14 protein-coding genes are annotated in these 14,559 nt (G+C 70.6%); 7 read left to right on the top strand and 7 right to left on the bottom strand.

Translation table 11 applies throughout. The annotated features are described in order from the left end of the window. Position 1 precedes the first annotated feature (1 nt). The 3 genes from ABZX61_RS28415 to ABZX61_RS28405 are packed head-to-tail and all read right to left on the bottom strand — an operon-like array spanning position 2 to position 3,059. On the bottom strand, positions 2–811 hold the full coding sequence (locus ABZX61_RS28415; RefSeq protein ID WP_355199121.1) for a carbohydrate ABC transporter permease: 810 nt from the start codon (positions 809–811) through the stop codon (positions 2–4). Then, positions 808–1,719 (bottom strand): sugar ABC transporter permease, encoded by a 912-nt coding sequence (locus ABZX61_RS28410; protein ID WP_355199119.1) that lies wholly within the window; start codon positions 1,717–1,719, stop codon positions 808–810. Before ABZX61_RS28410 ends, ABZX61_RS28415 begins: the two co-directional genes overlap by 4 nt. Then, positions 1,719–3,059 (bottom strand): ABC transporter substrate-binding protein, encoded by a 1,341-nt coding sequence (locus tag ABZX61_RS28405; protein ID WP_355199117.1) that lies wholly within the window; start codon positions 3,057–3,059, stop codon positions 1,719–1,721. Before ABZX61_RS28405 ends, ABZX61_RS28410 begins: the two co-directional genes overlap by 1 nt. Positions 3,060–3,183: 124 nt before the next feature. On the opposite strand from ABZX61_RS28405, the gene ABZX61_RS28400 reads away from it, so the two are divergent. After that, positions 3,184–4,227, top strand: coding sequence for a LacI family DNA-binding transcriptional regulator (locus ABZX61_RS28400; RefSeq protein WP_355199115.1), 1,044 nt, complete (start codon positions 3,184–3,186; stop codon positions 4,225–4,227). Between the two features lie 59 nt (positions 4,228–4,286). On the opposite strand, the gene ABZX61_RS28395 is transcribed toward ABZX61_RS28400, so the two are convergent. Both ABZX61_RS28395 and ABZX61_RS28390 read right to left on the bottom strand, forming a co-directional pair. Continuing rightward, complete coding sequence (locus ABZX61_RS28395; RefSeq protein ID WP_355199113.1) at positions 4,287–4,712, bottom strand: hypothetical protein; 426 nt, start codon at positions 4,710–4,712, stop codon at positions 4,287–4,289. Positions 4,713–4,718: 6 nt separating this feature from the next. After that, positions 4,719–5,315 carry a hypothetical protein gene (locus tag ABZX61_RS28390; RefSeq protein ID WP_355199111.1) on the bottom strand — a complete coding sequence of 199 codons (597 nt, stop codon included), beginning with the start codon at positions 5,313–5,315 and terminating at the stop codon, positions 4,719–4,721. Positions 5,316–5,536: 221 nt separating this feature from the next. Between ABZX61_RS28390 and ABZX61_RS28385 the strand changes: the two genes are divergently transcribed. Together ABZX61_RS28385 and ABZX61_RS28380 are read left to right on the top strand one after the other, a co-directional pair. Beyond that, positions 5,537–8,137, top strand: a complete 2,601-nt coding sequence (locus ABZX61_RS28385) for an NACHT domain-containing protein (protein ID WP_355199109.1) — start codon at positions 5,537–5,539, stop codon at positions 8,135–8,137. Between the two features lie 199 nt (positions 8,138–8,336). Beyond that, complete coding sequence (locus ABZX61_RS28380) at positions 8,337–9,635, top strand: UDP-glucose/GDP-mannose dehydrogenase family protein (protein ID WP_355199107.1); 1,299 nt, start codon at positions 8,337–8,339, stop codon at positions 9,633–9,635. A 617-nt stretch (positions 9,636–10,252) separates the two neighbouring features. Here the strand turns inward: ABZX61_RS28380 and ABZX61_RS28375 are convergent. Continuing rightward, complete coding sequence (locus tag ABZX61_RS28375) at positions 10,253–10,528, bottom strand: hypothetical protein (protein WP_355199105.1); 276 nt, start codon at positions 10,526–10,528, stop codon at positions 10,253–10,255. Here ABZX61_RS28375 and ABZX61_RS28370 point away from each other — a divergent pair. Together ABZX61_RS28370 and ABZX61_RS28365 are read left to right on the top strand one after the other, a co-directional pair. Further along, positions 10,527–10,859 (top strand): hypothetical protein, encoded by a 333-nt coding sequence (locus ABZX61_RS28370; RefSeq protein ID WP_355199103.1) that lies wholly within the window; start codon positions 10,527–10,529, stop codon positions 10,857–10,859. The genes ABZX61_RS28375 and ABZX61_RS28370 overlap by 2 nt on opposite strands. A 528-nt stretch (positions 10,860–11,387) precedes the next feature. After that, a complete protein-coding gene (locus tag ABZX61_RS28365) occupies positions 11,388–11,690 on the top strand; it encodes a hypothetical protein (protein WP_355199101.1) in 303 nt (100 codons plus the stop codon). A gap of 93 nt (positions 11,691–11,783) precedes the next feature. On the opposite strand, the gene ABZX61_RS28360 is transcribed toward ABZX61_RS28365, so the two are convergent. Next, a complete protein-coding gene (locus tag ABZX61_RS28360) occupies positions 11,784–12,365 on the bottom strand; it encodes a peptidase (protein WP_355199099.1) in 582 nt (193 codons plus the stop codon). A gap of 378 nt (positions 12,366–12,743) precedes the next feature. On the opposite strand from ABZX61_RS28360, the gene ABZX61_RS28355 reads away from it, so the two are divergent. After that, the gene (locus ABZX61_RS28355) at positions 12,744–13,742 is read left to right on the top strand and encodes a LacI family DNA-binding transcriptional regulator (protein ID WP_355199097.1); all 999 of its coding nucleotides are present in this window, start codon (positions 12,744–12,746) and stop codon (positions 13,740–13,742) included. A 49-nt stretch (positions 13,743–13,791) separates the two neighbouring features. Further along, positions 13,792–14,556, top strand: a complete 765-nt coding sequence (locus ABZX61_RS28350) for a PEP-utilizing enzyme (RefSeq protein WP_355199095.1) — start codon at positions 13,792–13,794, stop codon at positions 14,554–14,556. The last annotated feature ends 3 nt before the right edge of the window (positions 14,557–14,559 follow it).

Below are 14,559 nucleotides of genomic sequence, written 5' to 3'. Positions count from 1 at the left end.
GTCAGCCCTTCAGGCCACTACGAGAGATGCCTTCGATGACGTACCGCTGGGTCAGACTGAAGAGGATCAGGACGGGGATGCTGGCCAGCACCGCGCCCGCCATGATCACCGGATAGTGGATCGTGTACGCCCCCTGCAGGATCGACAGGCCCGGCGGCAGCGTGAAGTACTCGGGACTGAAGATCACGTAGATCGGCCAGATGAAGTCGTTCCAGTTGGACAGGAAGCTCAGCACGGCCAGCGTGGCCAGCGCGGGCCGCGACAGCGGCAGCGTGACCCGCCAGAAGATGTGCCAGTGGTTGGCGCCCTCCATCAGCGCGGCCTCGTCCAGCTCACGCGGGAGCCCGAGGAAGAACTGCCGCAGGAAGAACACCCCGAACGCGCCCGCCGCCCCCGGCACGATGAGCGCCGTCAGGCTGTCCAGCCAGCCGAGCTGGTCGACGATCAGGAACTGCGGGATGAGGAAGACGAACCCCGGCACCAGCAGCGTGCCGACGATCATCCCGAACATCAGCTTCTTGCCGCGGAACTCCAGCCTGGCCAGCGCGTACGCGGCCAGCGACGACACCGCGAGCACCAGCAGCATGTGCCCTGTGGCGGCGATGAGACTGTTGGCGAACCAGCGCAGCACCGGCGTGTCCGTGGTGCCCTGGAAGACCGTCCCGTACGCGGACGTCGTCGGCTCGGCGGGCAGCAGCGTGGGCGGCACCCGGGTGGCCTCGGTCTGCGTCTTGAACGACACGCCCAGGGCCCACACCAGCGGCCCCACGAACAGCACGGCGAGGGCCACCAGGCCCGTGTAGCGCTTCATGACCGGGTCCTGAACAGCCGGAAGTTGGCCACGCTGATCAGGATCAGCAGCAGCGTGAGCAGGTAGCTCATGGCCGAGGCGCTGCCCATCTTGTACTCCCTGAGCCCCTGCTGGAGCATGTACATGATCGCGGTCCGCGTGTCCCCGCCCGGCGCCCCCTGGGTCAGCAGGTACGACTGCCCGAACATGTTCGCCGAGGCCAGGATCGTCGTCGTCACCACGAACAGCGCGACGGGCCGCAGCCCCGGCAGCGTGACGTGGACGAACTCGCCCCACCGCCCCGCGCCGTCCACCTTCGCCGCGTCGTACAGCTCGCGCGGGATGTCCTGCATCCCGGCCAGGTAGATCACCGCGTTGAACCCGAGCGTCCACCAGACCGTCACCCCGACCAGCGCGATCCAGGCCCACGGCGTCGCGGTGGTCCAGGGGATCGGCGTGCCGAGTATCCAGTCGACCAGGCCGAGGTTCGGGTCGAGCAGCAGCCGCCACATCAGGCACACCACCGCCACGCCCAGCACGAACGGCGCGAAGAACAGCCCCCGGAACAGCGTCCTGCCCCGGAAGGGCCGGTTGAGCAGCAACGCCACCCCGAGCGGCAGCACGACCAGGAACGGCACGCTGAACACGGTGAAGATCCCGGTCGCCCGCATCGACATCCAGAAGTCGCCGTAGACGGGCGACTGGTCGTCGAACAGCGCCGTGTAGTTGTCCAGGCCGACGAACGGCTTGCCCTCGAGCAGGTAGTCCCAGTCGTGCAGGCTCACCCAGATTCCGAACAGGGCCGGGGCCAGCACGAACACGGAGAAAAGGATCAGGTACGGCGCCAGGAACAGGTACGGCGTCGCCTTGCCCGATCGGGGAACGCGCACCTCCCGCCCCAGCGTCTCTTCCGCTGAGATCGCGACCATCAGGCGCCGTACTTCTTCCGGTTGGCCTCAAGGATCTTGTCGGCCTTGGCGGCGGCCTCCGTGAGCGCGTCCTTGGGGCTCTTCTTGAGCAGGATCGCCGCGTTGATCGCCTGGTCGACGACCGCGGAGGCGTCCCCGATGCCCGCCACCGACGGCAGGAAGTACAGGTAGTCGATCTGGGTGCCGATCGTGGCCTGCTCCTTCAGCGCCGCGAACTCCGCGCCGTCGCGGATCGACTTGCGCGCCGGCACCTGGCCGCCCTTGGCCCACTCCAGCGAGTGGCCGCTGATCCAGTTGATGAACACCTTGGCCGCGGTCAGCTTGTTCTGGTCGGGCGTACGCTGCTTGAACACCACGAACTGGTGCGAGCCCGCCCACGCCGCCGGCTTCGACCCGATCTGCGGGAGCGGCGCGACGCCCCACTCCAGGTCCTTGATCTCTTTGAGCGTGTTGATGGACCAGATGCCGTTCCAGTTGAAGGCGGCCTTGCCGTTCTGCAGGGCGATGAAGTCGGCGTCCTGGCCGACGTTCTTGGGGCTGTAGCCCTTGTTGACGAGGTCGACGAGCCAGGTCAGGGCCTGCACGCCAGGGTCCTCGGCGAAGCGCGAGACACTGGCGTCGTCGGCGAAGAGCTGGCCGCCGTTCTGGTAGAGCAGCGTCCCGAACTGCATGCTTCCGGTGAACGGGAACGGCGTGGCCCAGTGCCCCTGGATGCCCGCCTTCTTCAGCGCCTCCAGCGCCGCCATGTACTCCTCGCCGGTCTTGGGCGGCTGCTCCGGGTCGAGCCCGGCCTTCTTCATGACCGTCTTGTTGTAGAACATGCCGAGCGGGTGCACGTCGAGCGGGATCGAGTAGCGCGCGCCCTTGTAGACGCCGGCCTTCCAGACCGGCGGGGAGAAGTCCGCCTCGGTGAGGTTGAGCGCGTTGGCCACGTCGTCGAGGGGCAGGACCACCTGCCGGGCCGCGTTGGTGGCGACGCTGTCGACGTGCATGATGCCGAGGTCAGGGCCTTGACCCGCGGAGACGGCCGCGGGGACCTTCGCGTAATAGTCTTCCCACTTGTAGACGTTCATCGACACCTTGATGTTCGGGTGCTCGGTGTTGAACTGGTCCACCAGCTTCTTCATGACCGGGCCGTCGCCGCCGGTGAAGCCGTTCCAGAACGCCAGCGAGACCGAGGGACCGGTGTATTCGGTGGGCGCCGCCGTGGTGGCCGGCGCGGTGGCCGGCGCCTGCGCCTGCTTGGGACCGCCGCCTCCGCCGCAGCCCGCGGCGCCGATGACCAGCGTGCCGAGGCCCAGGCCCAGTGCGCGCCGCCTGGAAAGGTCGTTTTGGGACATGCCAGATCACTCCTGACCGTGAGGTTACGGACGTTTTACATCGTTGGTTCCAACGTTGTAAATTGCCTGGCGCCAGTTCGTTACATCGTTGTAAACCAGGTAGGGTTCCGATGGCGAAGGGGGCATGGTGCGGCCGAGGCTGAAGGACGTCGCCGAGCTGGCCGGGGTGTCGATCAAGACCGTGTCCAACGTGGTCAACGACTATCCCCATGTCAGTGGCGAGACGCGGGCCCGGGTGGAGGCGGCGATAGCCGAGCTCTCCTACCGGCCGAACCTGTCGGCGCGCAGCCTGCGCGCAGGCCGCTCCGGCGTGGTCGCGCTGGCGGTGCCCGACCTGGACAACCCCTACTTCGCCGAACTGGCCACGAACGTCATCGAGGCGGCCGACCGGCGAGGCTGGACCGTGCTCATCGACCAGACCCAGGGCGACCGGGCCAAGGAACGCGTGGTGATCTCCGGGATCCGCGACCACCTCATCGACGGGCTGCTGTTCAGCCCGCTCGCGCTCACGGGCAAGGACCTGGCCGGGCGCGACGAGCGTACGCCGATGGTGCTGCTCGGGGAGCGCATCGGGACGGGCCGCTCGCCGTACGATCACGTCGGCATCGACAACGTGGCCGCCGCGCGGGCGGCCACCCTGCACCTGGCCGAGCGCGGCAGGCGCAGGATCGCCGCCATCGGCGTGCAGCGCACGGCCGTCGCCGCGACGGGCCGCCTGCGGCTGAAGGGCTACCGGCAGGCGCTCGCCGAGGCCGGCCTCCCGGCCGACCCGTCCCTGGTCGCGCCGGTCGCACGCTGGGGTCGCGCCGACGGCGCCGAGGCCATGAGCCGCCTGCTCGAATCCGGCGCGCCGGACGCGGTCTTCTGCTTCAACGACACGCTCGCGCTGGGCGCCCTGCGGACGCTGCTCAAGCGGGGGTACGAGGTGCCGGGCGACGTGCTGGTGATGGGGTTCGACGACATCCAGGACGGCCGGTTCGCCACGCCCACGCTGTCGACCGTCGCGCCCGACAAGGCGCTGATCGCGCAGTCGGCGGTGGACCTGCTGGCCGAGCGGCTGAGCGGCGGGACGGACAAGGCACACGAGGTGTGCGTGCCGCATCGACTGGCATTTCGGGAGAGTACGGAATTGTCCGGGCAGCATCCCCGGCACCCAGCTCACGCTTGATGCCGGAGACGGTCGGCGGGCGGACGGTGCTTCACCGGCGCGGCGTCGGGAAACGTCGGTCACACGCATCTGCTGTGGGTCGGGGGAACGCTGGCGAACGTGATCGATCTGCGCCAGCTCACCCGGGCCCGCAGGACGAGGCATCCGCCCATCTCGTACGCGTTGACGAGCCGGCTCCGAGCGCTGTCATACAGATAGGCGAAGGCCAGCAGGCAGAAGGCGGCGACCACCTTGTGCGGGATCCTGGAGCAGATGAGCTGGGCCCCGGCCTGGGCGGTCCACTCCCTGGCATCCAGGGTGGTCTTGATCTTCGCGGTCTGTGCCCGGCTGAAGTAGTACCGGCAGGAGAGATCCCGGCACTGCAGCCCCACGGAGGCGGCCGTGTCCCGGGCGGTCGCCGCGGGAAGCCGGGGGCTGTGGAGTGTCGAGATCAGAGCGAGGGCCGCGAGGACGGCGAGTGCCTTGCCGGAGAGAGCGCGGAGCATGAGAGATCACTCGCTTTCCGTGGCCGGTCGAGCGATTGACTGGGACGAATCGGACGGGTCCGCGCAAAGGCGGTCCGCCAGGAGCCGCCGGCGGGTGGCAGCGCCGAGCAGGGCGAAACACCCGCCCCAGCCGCCGATGGCGAGCACGGCGGCGATCGGTCCGAGCATCGCCAGGGATGGTGTGAGGACGACGAAGACGTACAGGCCGGTGATCAGCGGGGTGAAGCGCCCGATGCCCGGCCAGTCGCCGCGGCGCACGGTGGCCACGCCCGCCACCAGCAGGCCGAGACCGGACAGCGGGGAGGCGATCGCGAAGATCATGCCTGCCGCGTCTGCCGAGACGAGGGCCGCGAGCTCGGCCGGAACGAACACGGCCACGGCCACGGCGGTCGTCCGGAAGCCGACCCTGGCGACCAGGCCGGATGCCGATCGTGCCAGCAGGGAGAACCCGGCCGCCTGGGGCACGTGCATGACGGCCAGGCACACCGTCCACCAGGCGGGTGAACGGCTGTCGAAACCGAGCGGAGGGACCAAGACCGCGACGAAGGCGGCCGCGGCCTGCAGCAGGCCGCCGATGATGAGCCAGGGAGCGGGGTGCTTCATGGCGTTCTTCCTTCCGTGAGGGCCGCGGGATCGCCCGACGGCCGCGACCGGGGTGTGAAGTGACATTCGGCGTCCGGAAGGTTGTCCGGCAACGGACGCGGACAGTTCGTCCGAGCGAGCCGTGGAGCCGCAGGTGATGGCCTACGCTTCAAGGCACGGGGGGTGTCCGGTGCCGCCGGACACCTGGTGGGGTCGGCGGTCGGCTGGGGCGAGGTGCTCGGGTGCTCGACGATTCGGATCCCCGGCTGCCGTTCGCGCGGCGGCTGCGGGCGTTGAAGGACGCCGCCGCGGTCTCGGTCCGCGAGCTGGAGGCGGCCAGCGGCCGAACGCCGCGCCGTCGTGCCGGGCAGCCGCCGTTGACGCTGAAACGCAGCACGATCGCCGGGATGATCAGCCAGACCCGCCCCGTTCGGCCGGAGCAGGAGCATGTCGAGGTCTTCGTCGACACCTGCCTGCGCCTCGCCCGGCAATCCGGCCGGAGCCTGCCCGCCGAGCTGAGCGAGCCCCAGGCTTGGGACGCGGCCTACTGGGAGCTGCTGGTGCGACTGGCCGAAACCCGCAGCGACAGGCGGCTGGCCGGCGAGGCCGCCAAGCGGCTGCGTTCCAGGCCGGAGGCACCGGGGCGGCCCGCCGGCGAACCGGTCGCCGACGGCACAGGGCAGCGGATCCGGCACGGCCACGGTTCAGCCGGTCCGGCCTCCGTTCGCGCGGCGGCCGAGGCGGCGTGGTGGCCCGCGCCCTCGGCGCCGTTCCACCTCCGGCGCAAGACGGGCCCCGCGCCGGTGACGGCGCAGGCGATAGCGGCCGCCAAGGAGGTGCTGGCCGGGCTGGTCGGGCAGCAATGGCGCGTGGAGGCGACGCTGCGGTCGCTGGACGACCCCGACCCCATCCCGGTGCGCTGGCGGCTGACCGACGACCTACGGCTGATGGACCATCCGGCCAACCTCACCCCCGCCTCGTTGCCGCTGACCGCCTCGAGCGACGACGTCTCCGCACTGGCCGGCCGGTTACGCGCGATGCGCCGCCAACGCCTGGTGATCCTGGGCGACCCGGGCACGGGCAAGACCACGCTGGCCGTTCAGCTGCTGCTGGAACTCCTGGCCACCCGCCACGATCATGAGGAAGAGCCGGTGCCGGTGCTGTTGCCGGTCGCCGACTGGGACACCGCGGTCTTCCCGCTGATGCACGACTGGCTGGCGGCGCGGCTCGCGCAGGACTACCCGGCGCTGCGCGCCACGAGCCTGGGCTCCGAAGCGTCCGCGGTTCTGGCGGCACGCGGACACATCCTGCCGGTGCTGGACGGCCTGGACGAGCTCCCCGCTGCGGCCCGGGCGGCGGTCATCACCACGCTCAACCGTTCACTCGGGGCAACCGACCAGCTCATCGTGACCGGCCGCACCCGCGACTACCGCAGCGCCGTCGAGGGCGCCGGTGACGTGCTCACCTCGGCGGTGGTCATCGAGCCCGACCCGCTGGACCCCGCCGTGGCCGCCGGATACCTGCGACGCTGCCTGCCGGGCCGGCCGCACCCGGCGTGGGAGCACATTCTCACCGGCCTGGCCGGCGCCCCCGCCGACACGGCGGACCCCATCAGCACGCTGGCCGGCGCCCCCGCCGACACCGCGGGCTCCATCAGCACGCTGGCCGGGGTCACCGCCACCCCGCTCGGGTTGTGGCTGCTCCGAGCCGTCTACATCGCCCCGCACGCCGACCCGGCCGCCCTGCTCGACGCCGCCCGGTTCCCCGAACCTGCCACGCTGCGTGCCCACCTGTTCGACCGGCTCATCCCGGCGCTGATCGACACCCGCCCGCCCAGTGCCCATCCGACCGACCTGTTCCGGCCCCGGCGCCGCCACGACCCCGCCCAGGTCCGGCACGTGCTCGGCTACCTCGCCCACCATCTCACCCATCCCCGCAACCCGGACGGCACCCCTCGTACGCGGGATCTGGCCTGGTGGCGACTGGCCGGCAGCACCCGTATCGTCACCCCCGTGATCCGGCTCGCCCTGGGGCTCATCGTCGCGCTCATGATCGCGACCGTCGCCACGGTCGCGACCGGGCTCGCCGAGGGCTTCGCACCGTTCCCGGTCCTCGGCCTGGTCTACGGGCTGGCGTTCGGACTCACCGCGGGCCTCGTCATCGCGTTCGCGGCGCGCTCCTGGGCGCGGCAGAGACCGGGTTTCGCCGACCTGCGGCTACGCGGGCGCCGGTTCAGACCCAGGTTCAGGCCGGTACGGGGGCTGCTCCTCGGCCTCGCCACCGGGCTGGCGATGGTGGTCATGATGTGGCTCACCGTCGAGTCCCTCGCCGCCGCGCTCGTCGCCGGGGTCTCCTCCGGCCTGGCGGTCGGCCTCGTCCACGGTTTCGCGGCCGGATTCGCCGCATGGGCCGAGGCCCCGTCCCCGGCCGGAAGGGCCAGCACCCCCCTGACCAGTTGGCGTGCGGACCGCACGCTCAACCTCGTCCGCGCCGCCACCGTCGGCGCCACCGCCGCCCTGACCGGCGGCCTGGCGGGCGGGCTCGCCGCCGGGCTCGTCGACACCCCCGCCTTCGGAGTCGCCGTCGGGCTGACCTACGCGCTCACCTTCGGCGTCACCGCCGGGCTCGCGGCCGGACGTCACCACGCCTGGATGGCCTACCAGATCGCCACCGCCCGCCTGGCCCTGGCCGGCATCCTTCCCCGCGCGCTGATGTCCTTCCTGGACGACGCTCACCGGCTCGGGCTGCTCCGCACGGTCGGCCCGATCTACCAGTTCCGGCACGCCGAACTCCAAGACCATCTGGCCACCCTCCCGACGTCTCTGCCGCCGACCTGGCGATGAAGACAGGGTGGAGCGTCAGGCCCACCCGCGCCGCTTCGCCGAGTCCCGCGAAGTCACACGGGCCAGCCCGGGCCGTGCAGGAGGTGGCGGCTATGGTGGGACCTCCTTGTGAAGCTTGTGAAGGGACACCGGCACGCAGGTCCCGAGCCGCTCGGCTCTGCTCGGCCACGCGTTGCGGAGAAAGGGGACGGGCTGCCGCATGGTGGGAAAGCCGCACTACCGGCGTGTTGTTGTGTTCGGGGCGGGATACATCGGTCTGGTGACCGGTGCCTGCCTCGCCGACCTCGGCCACCGGGTGGTGGTCCGGGACATCGACCCGGAGAAGATCAGGCTGTTGCAGGCCGGCGATGTGCCGATCTACGAGCCGGGCCTGGGCGACATGATCGCCCGGAACAAGGAGCGGCTGAGCTTCACGCTGGACCTGGATGAGGCCGTCACCGGTGCCGAGATCGCCTATGTCTGCGTGGACACGCCGCCGTCGGCTTCCGGCGATGCGGACCTGTCACGGGTCTGGTCGGTGGTGACGGCCCTGAAGGACGCCGCTCACCTGCGGGCCGTGGTGGTCAAATCCACCGTGCCGGTGGGCACCGGCGGCCGGGTGCGAGCCGCGCTGGATGCCGCCGGGCTCGGCCACGTCGGCTATGCCGCGAACCCGGAGTTCACCGCTGAGGGCCGCGCGGTCAGCGACTTCATGCATCCCGACCGCATCGTCATCGGGACGTCCGATGAGGCGACCGCCCGCCTGCTCACCGAGCTGCACGAGGGCGTGGACGGGCCGGTCGCGGTGATGAGCGTGCGCTCGGCGGAGATGGTGAAGCTCGCGGCGAACGCACTGCTCGCCACCAAGATCAGCTTTATCAATGAGATCGCCACCTTGTGCGAGAAGACCGGGGCCGACGTCGAGGAGGTGGCTCACGCCGTCGGACTGGATCATCGCCTGGGACCGCACTTCCTGCGGCCCGGCATCGGCTGGGGCGGCTCGTGCTTCCCCAAGGACAGCGAGGCGCTGCGGCAGCTGGCCAACAACACCGGCTACCACCTGCAGCTGCTGTCAGCGGTGATCGAGGTCAACAATCTGCAGAAGCGGCGGGCGATCCAGAAGCTCAAGGACGAGCTCGGCACGCTGGCGGGTGCGCGGGTGGCGCTGCTCGGCCTGACGTTCAAGCCGGGGACGGACGACATGCGCGAGGCGCCCAGCACCGTCCTGGCGGCCCGGCTGCTCGCCGAGGGGGCCGAGGTGCACTGCTGGGATCCGATGGCCCGCCCGGCCGCGGCCGAGCCCTGGACGTCGACAACGCGCCATGCGAGCGTGGAGCAGGCGCTGGAGGGCGCGGACGCGGCGATCATCGTCACCGAGTGGCCGCAGCTCACCCAGGTCGACTGGACGCAAGCCGTCGCGACGATGCGCCGGCCGGTGCTGTTCGACGGCCGGAATCTGCTGGACCCGGCGACGATGCGGGCCGCCGGCTACCACTACCTCAGCGTCGGCCGGCCCTGACGGGCATGACGCTCGCCTCCTGAGCCGCCCGTTCCCTTCGGCGGGCGGATCAGGTGCGCCCGCCCCGCCGCCGCGACCGGACTGCATCCGGAGTTCCGCCGCGCCCGGGTGGTCTCCAAGGGCGGCGTCATCGAGTACGTACACCGGGCCACACCCACCGCCCCCACTGCCAGGCCGACGGCGTGTGCGGCACGAGGCGCCGACTCGTGAGGTCGGTGCCGGCCAAGGGCTGCGCGGGTCTCCCCTTCGCCGTCGCGTCATAGCTCTTGCCGTTGCCCGCGATTGCAAGGCCCTCGACAGAACGCCCTGAGAGACATTTATTGCGTGTCATTCATCCGCGCGCTCGACTCAGCGGAGATGCCGCGAAAAATTCGGCTCCAAAGAGGCGTTGGGGTGAGCCCGGCTGACGTCGCAGGACATTAGAGTGCCGCTCTTCCGTTTTTCTTCCGCCTTTCTTCCGTCGCAGGTCAGCGATGGAATTCCCATCTGGGAAGCCGCTTTCCTCCGCCGATCGAACGAAGGGGATTGCTATCGGAGCGGTTCCAGAATTCGCCGCCGCCCGCAGATGTCGGGCGAATCTGCTATACCTCTCAAGGCCGCGCGAAATGTGCGTGGCATTAACGGCCGCGGAGTGCCTGACAGAGGTCGGTAATCACCGCGTCGTCGAGACACACAACGTTCCGGAAAGGGATCCGCATGTCCATGTACGAACGGCAAGCCCCCACCCAATTCGAAGACCGGCGCGCCGCCATGGCCCCCCAGAGGCCGGCGAACTTAACCCGAGCGGTGTACGCGGCCATCGCCACGGCGGCGCTCAACGTGATCAGCGCCATCGGAATCATCGTCTCCGGCACAGAGGCGATCAAAAAGCAGATCGCCGCGAATTCGGACATGGGCTCTGCCCCCGTGAGCCTCGACGAGGTCGACATCCAGAGCGACCGGTTCGAGGGGCTCCAGATGATCTACTCCGGGCTCGCCTACAACACGATCTTCTGGTCGCTCGTGCTCGTACTGCTCGCCTGGCTGGCGCTGCGCGGCGGCACCGCCGTCCGGATCTTCGCCACCATCATCGTCATCTTCTCCGTCCTGTTCAAGGTGGTGAGCCTGTTCATCACCCTGCCCACCCTCACGCTGGTCGCCGACGTGCTCGTCGCTGTGCTGGGTGTGGCCGCGACCATCCTGTTCTTCGGTGCCGGTGGCAAGGCCGCCCGCCAGGGAAGGTGACCCGCTCCGCCTTATGGCTGGGACCCCAATGTCCGGGTCCGAGCCATAAGGCGTGCAGTCGCACCACTGGAGCGGCGGCACCACCGCCACGGAGCGTGACCGTCGGTTCGCCGAGCTGGTCGCCGACCTCACGTCCTGGTCATGCCCGTGGAGTACGCCGGCTTCACGCTCAGGCCCGCCGGCTGCCTCGACCGCAACCCCGCGATGGCCCCTCGCGCCCGCCGCAGGTGACGGGGGCTGCCACGGGTGAGTACGGGCCTTCGCCGCCGTTCGGCGCAGGCCACGGTGGGCGGGCGACGGTGTGCCGGTCGGCGCCCGCGAGTGCCGTGGCTCGCGGAATGATCTTGCGGCTCGCGCGAGGACGCTCATCCTGGGCGGCGCGCCACGCGGCATGTGTCGCGCTCTCTCCCGACCGGCAGGCGTTCCTCTGCCCGCCATCTGGGACCCTGGCGTGTCGCTCGCCTTAAGTGACTAATCAACTACTGACTGTGCATGATTAGGGGGTTGTCTTCTTAGAAGGGATCCGCTATGCGTTCCATCCTCGCCCTGCTGACCGTGGCCGCCACGGCCGTCACGCTCACCGCCACCCCGGCCACCGCCGCCTCGGGAGCCGTGATCATCAGCAACCTCGGCGAGCCTGCGTGGGGGATCGGGGACCCACGGCCCGGCGATTGCCACGACCTCGGCCCGGGCTACCATGCCGTGATCAACGAAACCGACGGCCCGATCGTGGTCTACGCCGACCATGACTGTGCGGGGGAGCCCATGCTCGTGCACGCCTACGACAGAACCCAATACGGCCTGCACTACTCCTTCGAGGCGATGACCTGACCACCGCTGTCATAGCCGCGCGGCCGCACTGCGCCTTTTCGGAGCGGTGCGGCCGGCTCGGCAGAACGCCCCTTGCCGGGCGACGCGATCTGGCTAGACGCGCCGCATGCTCAAGGCGATGCCCCGGCCGGCGAAGAAGGACGCGAACACCTCGATGGGGAGCCTCGCCCGGCGGGCGTCGGGGGTGTGTCCGGATGGGTTGTGCAGATGCAGCAGCCCGTGGTCGTGGCCGGTGATGAGGACCAGGTGCCCGCCGCGGCCGGGTGCGGGCACCTCGGGCCGGCGGATCTCCTTGTGGACGGAGGCGATCACCAGGTGCCCGTCCGCGAGCAGGTCGGGCAGTTCGGCCGCGGCGAGATGCGGGTGCACGTCAGCGGGCATGCCGTGCTCGGCGCGTACGTAGTCGGCGAACGGGGCGTAGATCAGGCCCTTGATCTGGCCGTCGTCGTCCTCGACGTAGCCGCCGTAGTCGCGGCAGCCGCGCAGAAGCTCCAGAAGGGGCGGCGCGTGGCCATCGCGATGATCAAGGGCCATGTGCAGGCAGGCCATCCCGCAGCAGTGCCGGCACCAGCGGCCGTACTCCGCCTGGGTGCGTGCTCCCGAAAGGCGCCATCGTGGATCGTCGGCGGGATCGGCTCCGTCGTAGACGATGGCGCCGATCCGATCTGCGCTCATGAACTGGGTGTACAGGGTGACACCCTCATGAACTGCCTGCTGACTGCTGCCCACTCCTGGCGTGCAGGCCAGACACCCCACCATCTCTCCCAACAGCGGTTGCGCGGCCGACCGGCGACCGGAGCGTGGTCCAGGAGATCCAGCCCCCGGACAGGACCACGCCCATTGTGCCGGAAGTGATCTCGATCCGCCGCCGCTACCAGGCTCGACGATGACCTGGTTGATGTCGAACGGCGGTGACGGCAAGGTGCCGGCTCCGTACACCGGCTTCTTCGACCCACCCGGCCGCGGCCTCGGACGGAGGTTGTCACACCTGGTGTCGAACCCCTGGTCGAAGGCGTTATGATCAAAGCGACATTACGCCTGCGACGAGGAACGATGTCGAGCATCAAAGAGGTCGCCCGGCTCGCCGGGGTCTCCGTCGGCACGGTGAGCAATGTGCTCAACCGGCCCGACATGGTGGCCCCCGACACCCGGCTGCGGGTGCGGGCCGCGATCGCCCGCCTCGGCTACGTCCGCAACGGCTCCGCCCGGCAACTGCGGGCCGGCCACAGCCGGACCATCGGCGTGGTCGCGCTCGACCTGGCCAACCCGTTCTTCATCGACGTGTTGCGCGGCGTCGAGACCGCCGCGCAGCGGGCCGAGCTCACCGTGATGGTCTTCAACAGCAACAAGGACGCCGGCCGCGAGGCGGGGCTGCTGGAGACGTTCGAGGAGCAGCGTCCGCTGGGCGTGCTGATCACGCCGGTCAACGACAGCGCCGAGGAGGACCGGCTGCGCCGGCTCGTCTCGCGCGGCATCCCGGTGGTGCGCTTCGACAGCTCGGCCCCGCACAGCCACGGCTGCGCGGTCGCGGTCGACGACGTGCTCGGCGGGCGGCTGGCCGGCCGGCACCTGCGCGAGCGGGGGCACCGCCACATCGCCTTCGCGGGCGGGCCGTTCACCGTCCGCCAGGTGCGGGAGCGGCACGAGGGGCTGTCCGCCGTGCTCTCGCCGGACGACCGGCTGACCGTCATCCCCCTGCCCGACCTCACCATCGCCACCGGGCGGCTGGCTGGCGAGGAGATCGCCACCCGGCCGCCGTCCGAGCGGCCCACCGCGGTCTTCTGCGCCAACGACCTGGTGGCCATCGGGGTGCTGCAGGAGATGACGCAGCGCGGGCTGCGGGTCCCGGACGACCTGGCCATCCTCGGGTACGACGACATCGACTTCGCTGCGGCGGCCGCCGTGCCGCTGTCGTCCATCCGGCAGCCGCGCGAGCAGCTCGGCCACACGGCGGCCGTGATGCTGTTGGAGGAGGCCAACCGACCGGTCGGCCACGAGCACCGCCAGGTGATCTTCCAGCCCGATCTGGTGGCACGCGCCTCCACCAGGTAACCCCACCGCGCCGCAGCGCGCACCCCCCTCCGAAGGTGTGGGCTGGCCGGTGGCACGCCGCGCGCTGCACGAGATCGGCCGCCGCCTCGTCGCCGCCGGGGCGCTGGCCGATCAGGACGACGTGTTCTGGCTGCGGCTGGACGAGCTGGAAACCGCCGTGGGCGTGCTGGACTCCGGGCGGGGCTCCCCGGCCGGCTCGCGTGCCGTCGTGGCGGAGCGGCAAGCCACGTGGCGGGCGCAGAAGGCGATCGTGCCGCCGCACTCGCTCCCGGCCGACGGCGGCACGAAGCTGCTGGGCATCGACTTCTCCCGGCTCCTGCCCGGGCACCACGACGACGGCTCCTCCGGCATCATCAAGGGCGTGCCCGGCAGCCCGGGACGGGTGACCGCGCCCGCGCGGATCATCCACGGCCCCGACGAGTTCGACCGGATGCGCCCGGGTGACGTCCTGGTCGCGAGGATCACCACCCCCGCGTGGACCTCGCTGTTCGCGCTCGCCTCCGCCGTGGTCACCGACGTCGGAGGCCCGCTCAGCCACAGCTCCATCGTCGCCCGCGAATACGGCATCCCGGCCGTCCCCGGCACCGGCGCGCCGCCGCTGTTCATCTCGTTCGCCGGTGACGACGTGGGCGAGGGGGTCGTGTCGTCCGGTCTCGCGCTGTACGCGGCCTGGCACGCCGCCGGCCACCCGGCCGAGATGCACGTCTACGCCACGGGCGGCCACAGGTTCGCCGGGACCCTGCCCGGCCCGCCGAGCAGTTCGTGGACGGACCGGTATCTTGACTGGCTCGGCCAGGCGGGTTTCCTGGGCTGACGC

Origin of the sequence: Nonomuraea sp. NPDC003709, assembly GCF_040610775.1 — a bacterium.
Lineage (GTDB): Bacteria > Actinomycetota > Actinomycetes > Streptosporangiales > Streptosporangiaceae > Nonomuraea > Nonomuraea angiospora_A.
Note: the sequence above shows the minus strand (reverse complement) of the source record. Positions and strands in the feature narration are given on the sequence as shown.

Bases quoted from the DNA above. Each gene is read 5' to 3' on its own strand.
- ABZX61_RS28415 (WP_355199121.1), bottom strand. From the start codon at position 811: ATGAAGCGCTACACGGGCCTGGTGGCCCTCGCCGTGCTGTTCGTGGGG.
- ABZX61_RS28410 (WP_355199119.1), bottom strand. From the start codon at position 1,719: ATGGTCGCGATCTCAGCGGAAGAGACGCTGGGGCGGGAGGTGCGCGTT.
- ABZX61_RS28405 (WP_355199117.1), bottom strand. From the start codon at position 3,059: ATGTCCCAAAACGACCTTTCCAGGCGGCGCGCACTGGGCCTGGGCCTC.
- ABZX61_RS28400 (WP_355199115.1), top strand. From the start codon at position 3,184: ATGGTGCGGCCGAGGCTGAAGGACGTCGCCGAGCTGGCCGGGGTGTCG.
- ABZX61_RS28395 (WP_355199113.1), bottom strand. From the start codon at position 4,712: ATGCTCCGCGCTCTCTCCGGCAAGGCACTCGCCGTCCTCGCGGCCCTC.
- ABZX61_RS28390 (WP_355199111.1), bottom strand. From the start codon at position 5,315: ATGAAGCACCCCGCTCCCTGGCTCATCATCGGCGGCCTGCTGCAGGCC.
- ABZX61_RS28380 (WP_355199107.1), top strand. From the start codon at position 8,337: ATGGTGGGAAAGCCGCACTACCGGCGTGTTGTTGTGTTCGGGGCGGGA.
- ABZX61_RS28370 (WP_355199103.1), top strand. From the start codon at position 10,527: ATGGGCTCTGCCCCCGTGAGCCTCGACGAGGTCGACATCCAGAGCGAC.
- ABZX61_RS28375 (WP_355199105.1), bottom strand. From the start codon at position 10,528: ATGTCCGAATTCGCGGCGATCTGCTTTTTGATCGCCTCTGTGCCGGAG.
- ABZX61_RS28365 (WP_355199101.1), top strand. From the start codon at position 11,388: ATGCGTTCCATCCTCGCCCTGCTGACCGTGGCCGCCACGGCCGTCACG.
- ABZX61_RS28360 (WP_355199099.1), bottom strand. From the start codon at position 12,365: ATGAGCGCAGATCGGATCGGCGCCATCGTCTACGACGGAGCCGATCCC.
- ABZX61_RS28355 (WP_355199097.1), top strand. From the start codon at position 12,744: ATGTCGAGCATCAAAGAGGTCGCCCGGCTCGCCGGGGTCTCCGTCGGC.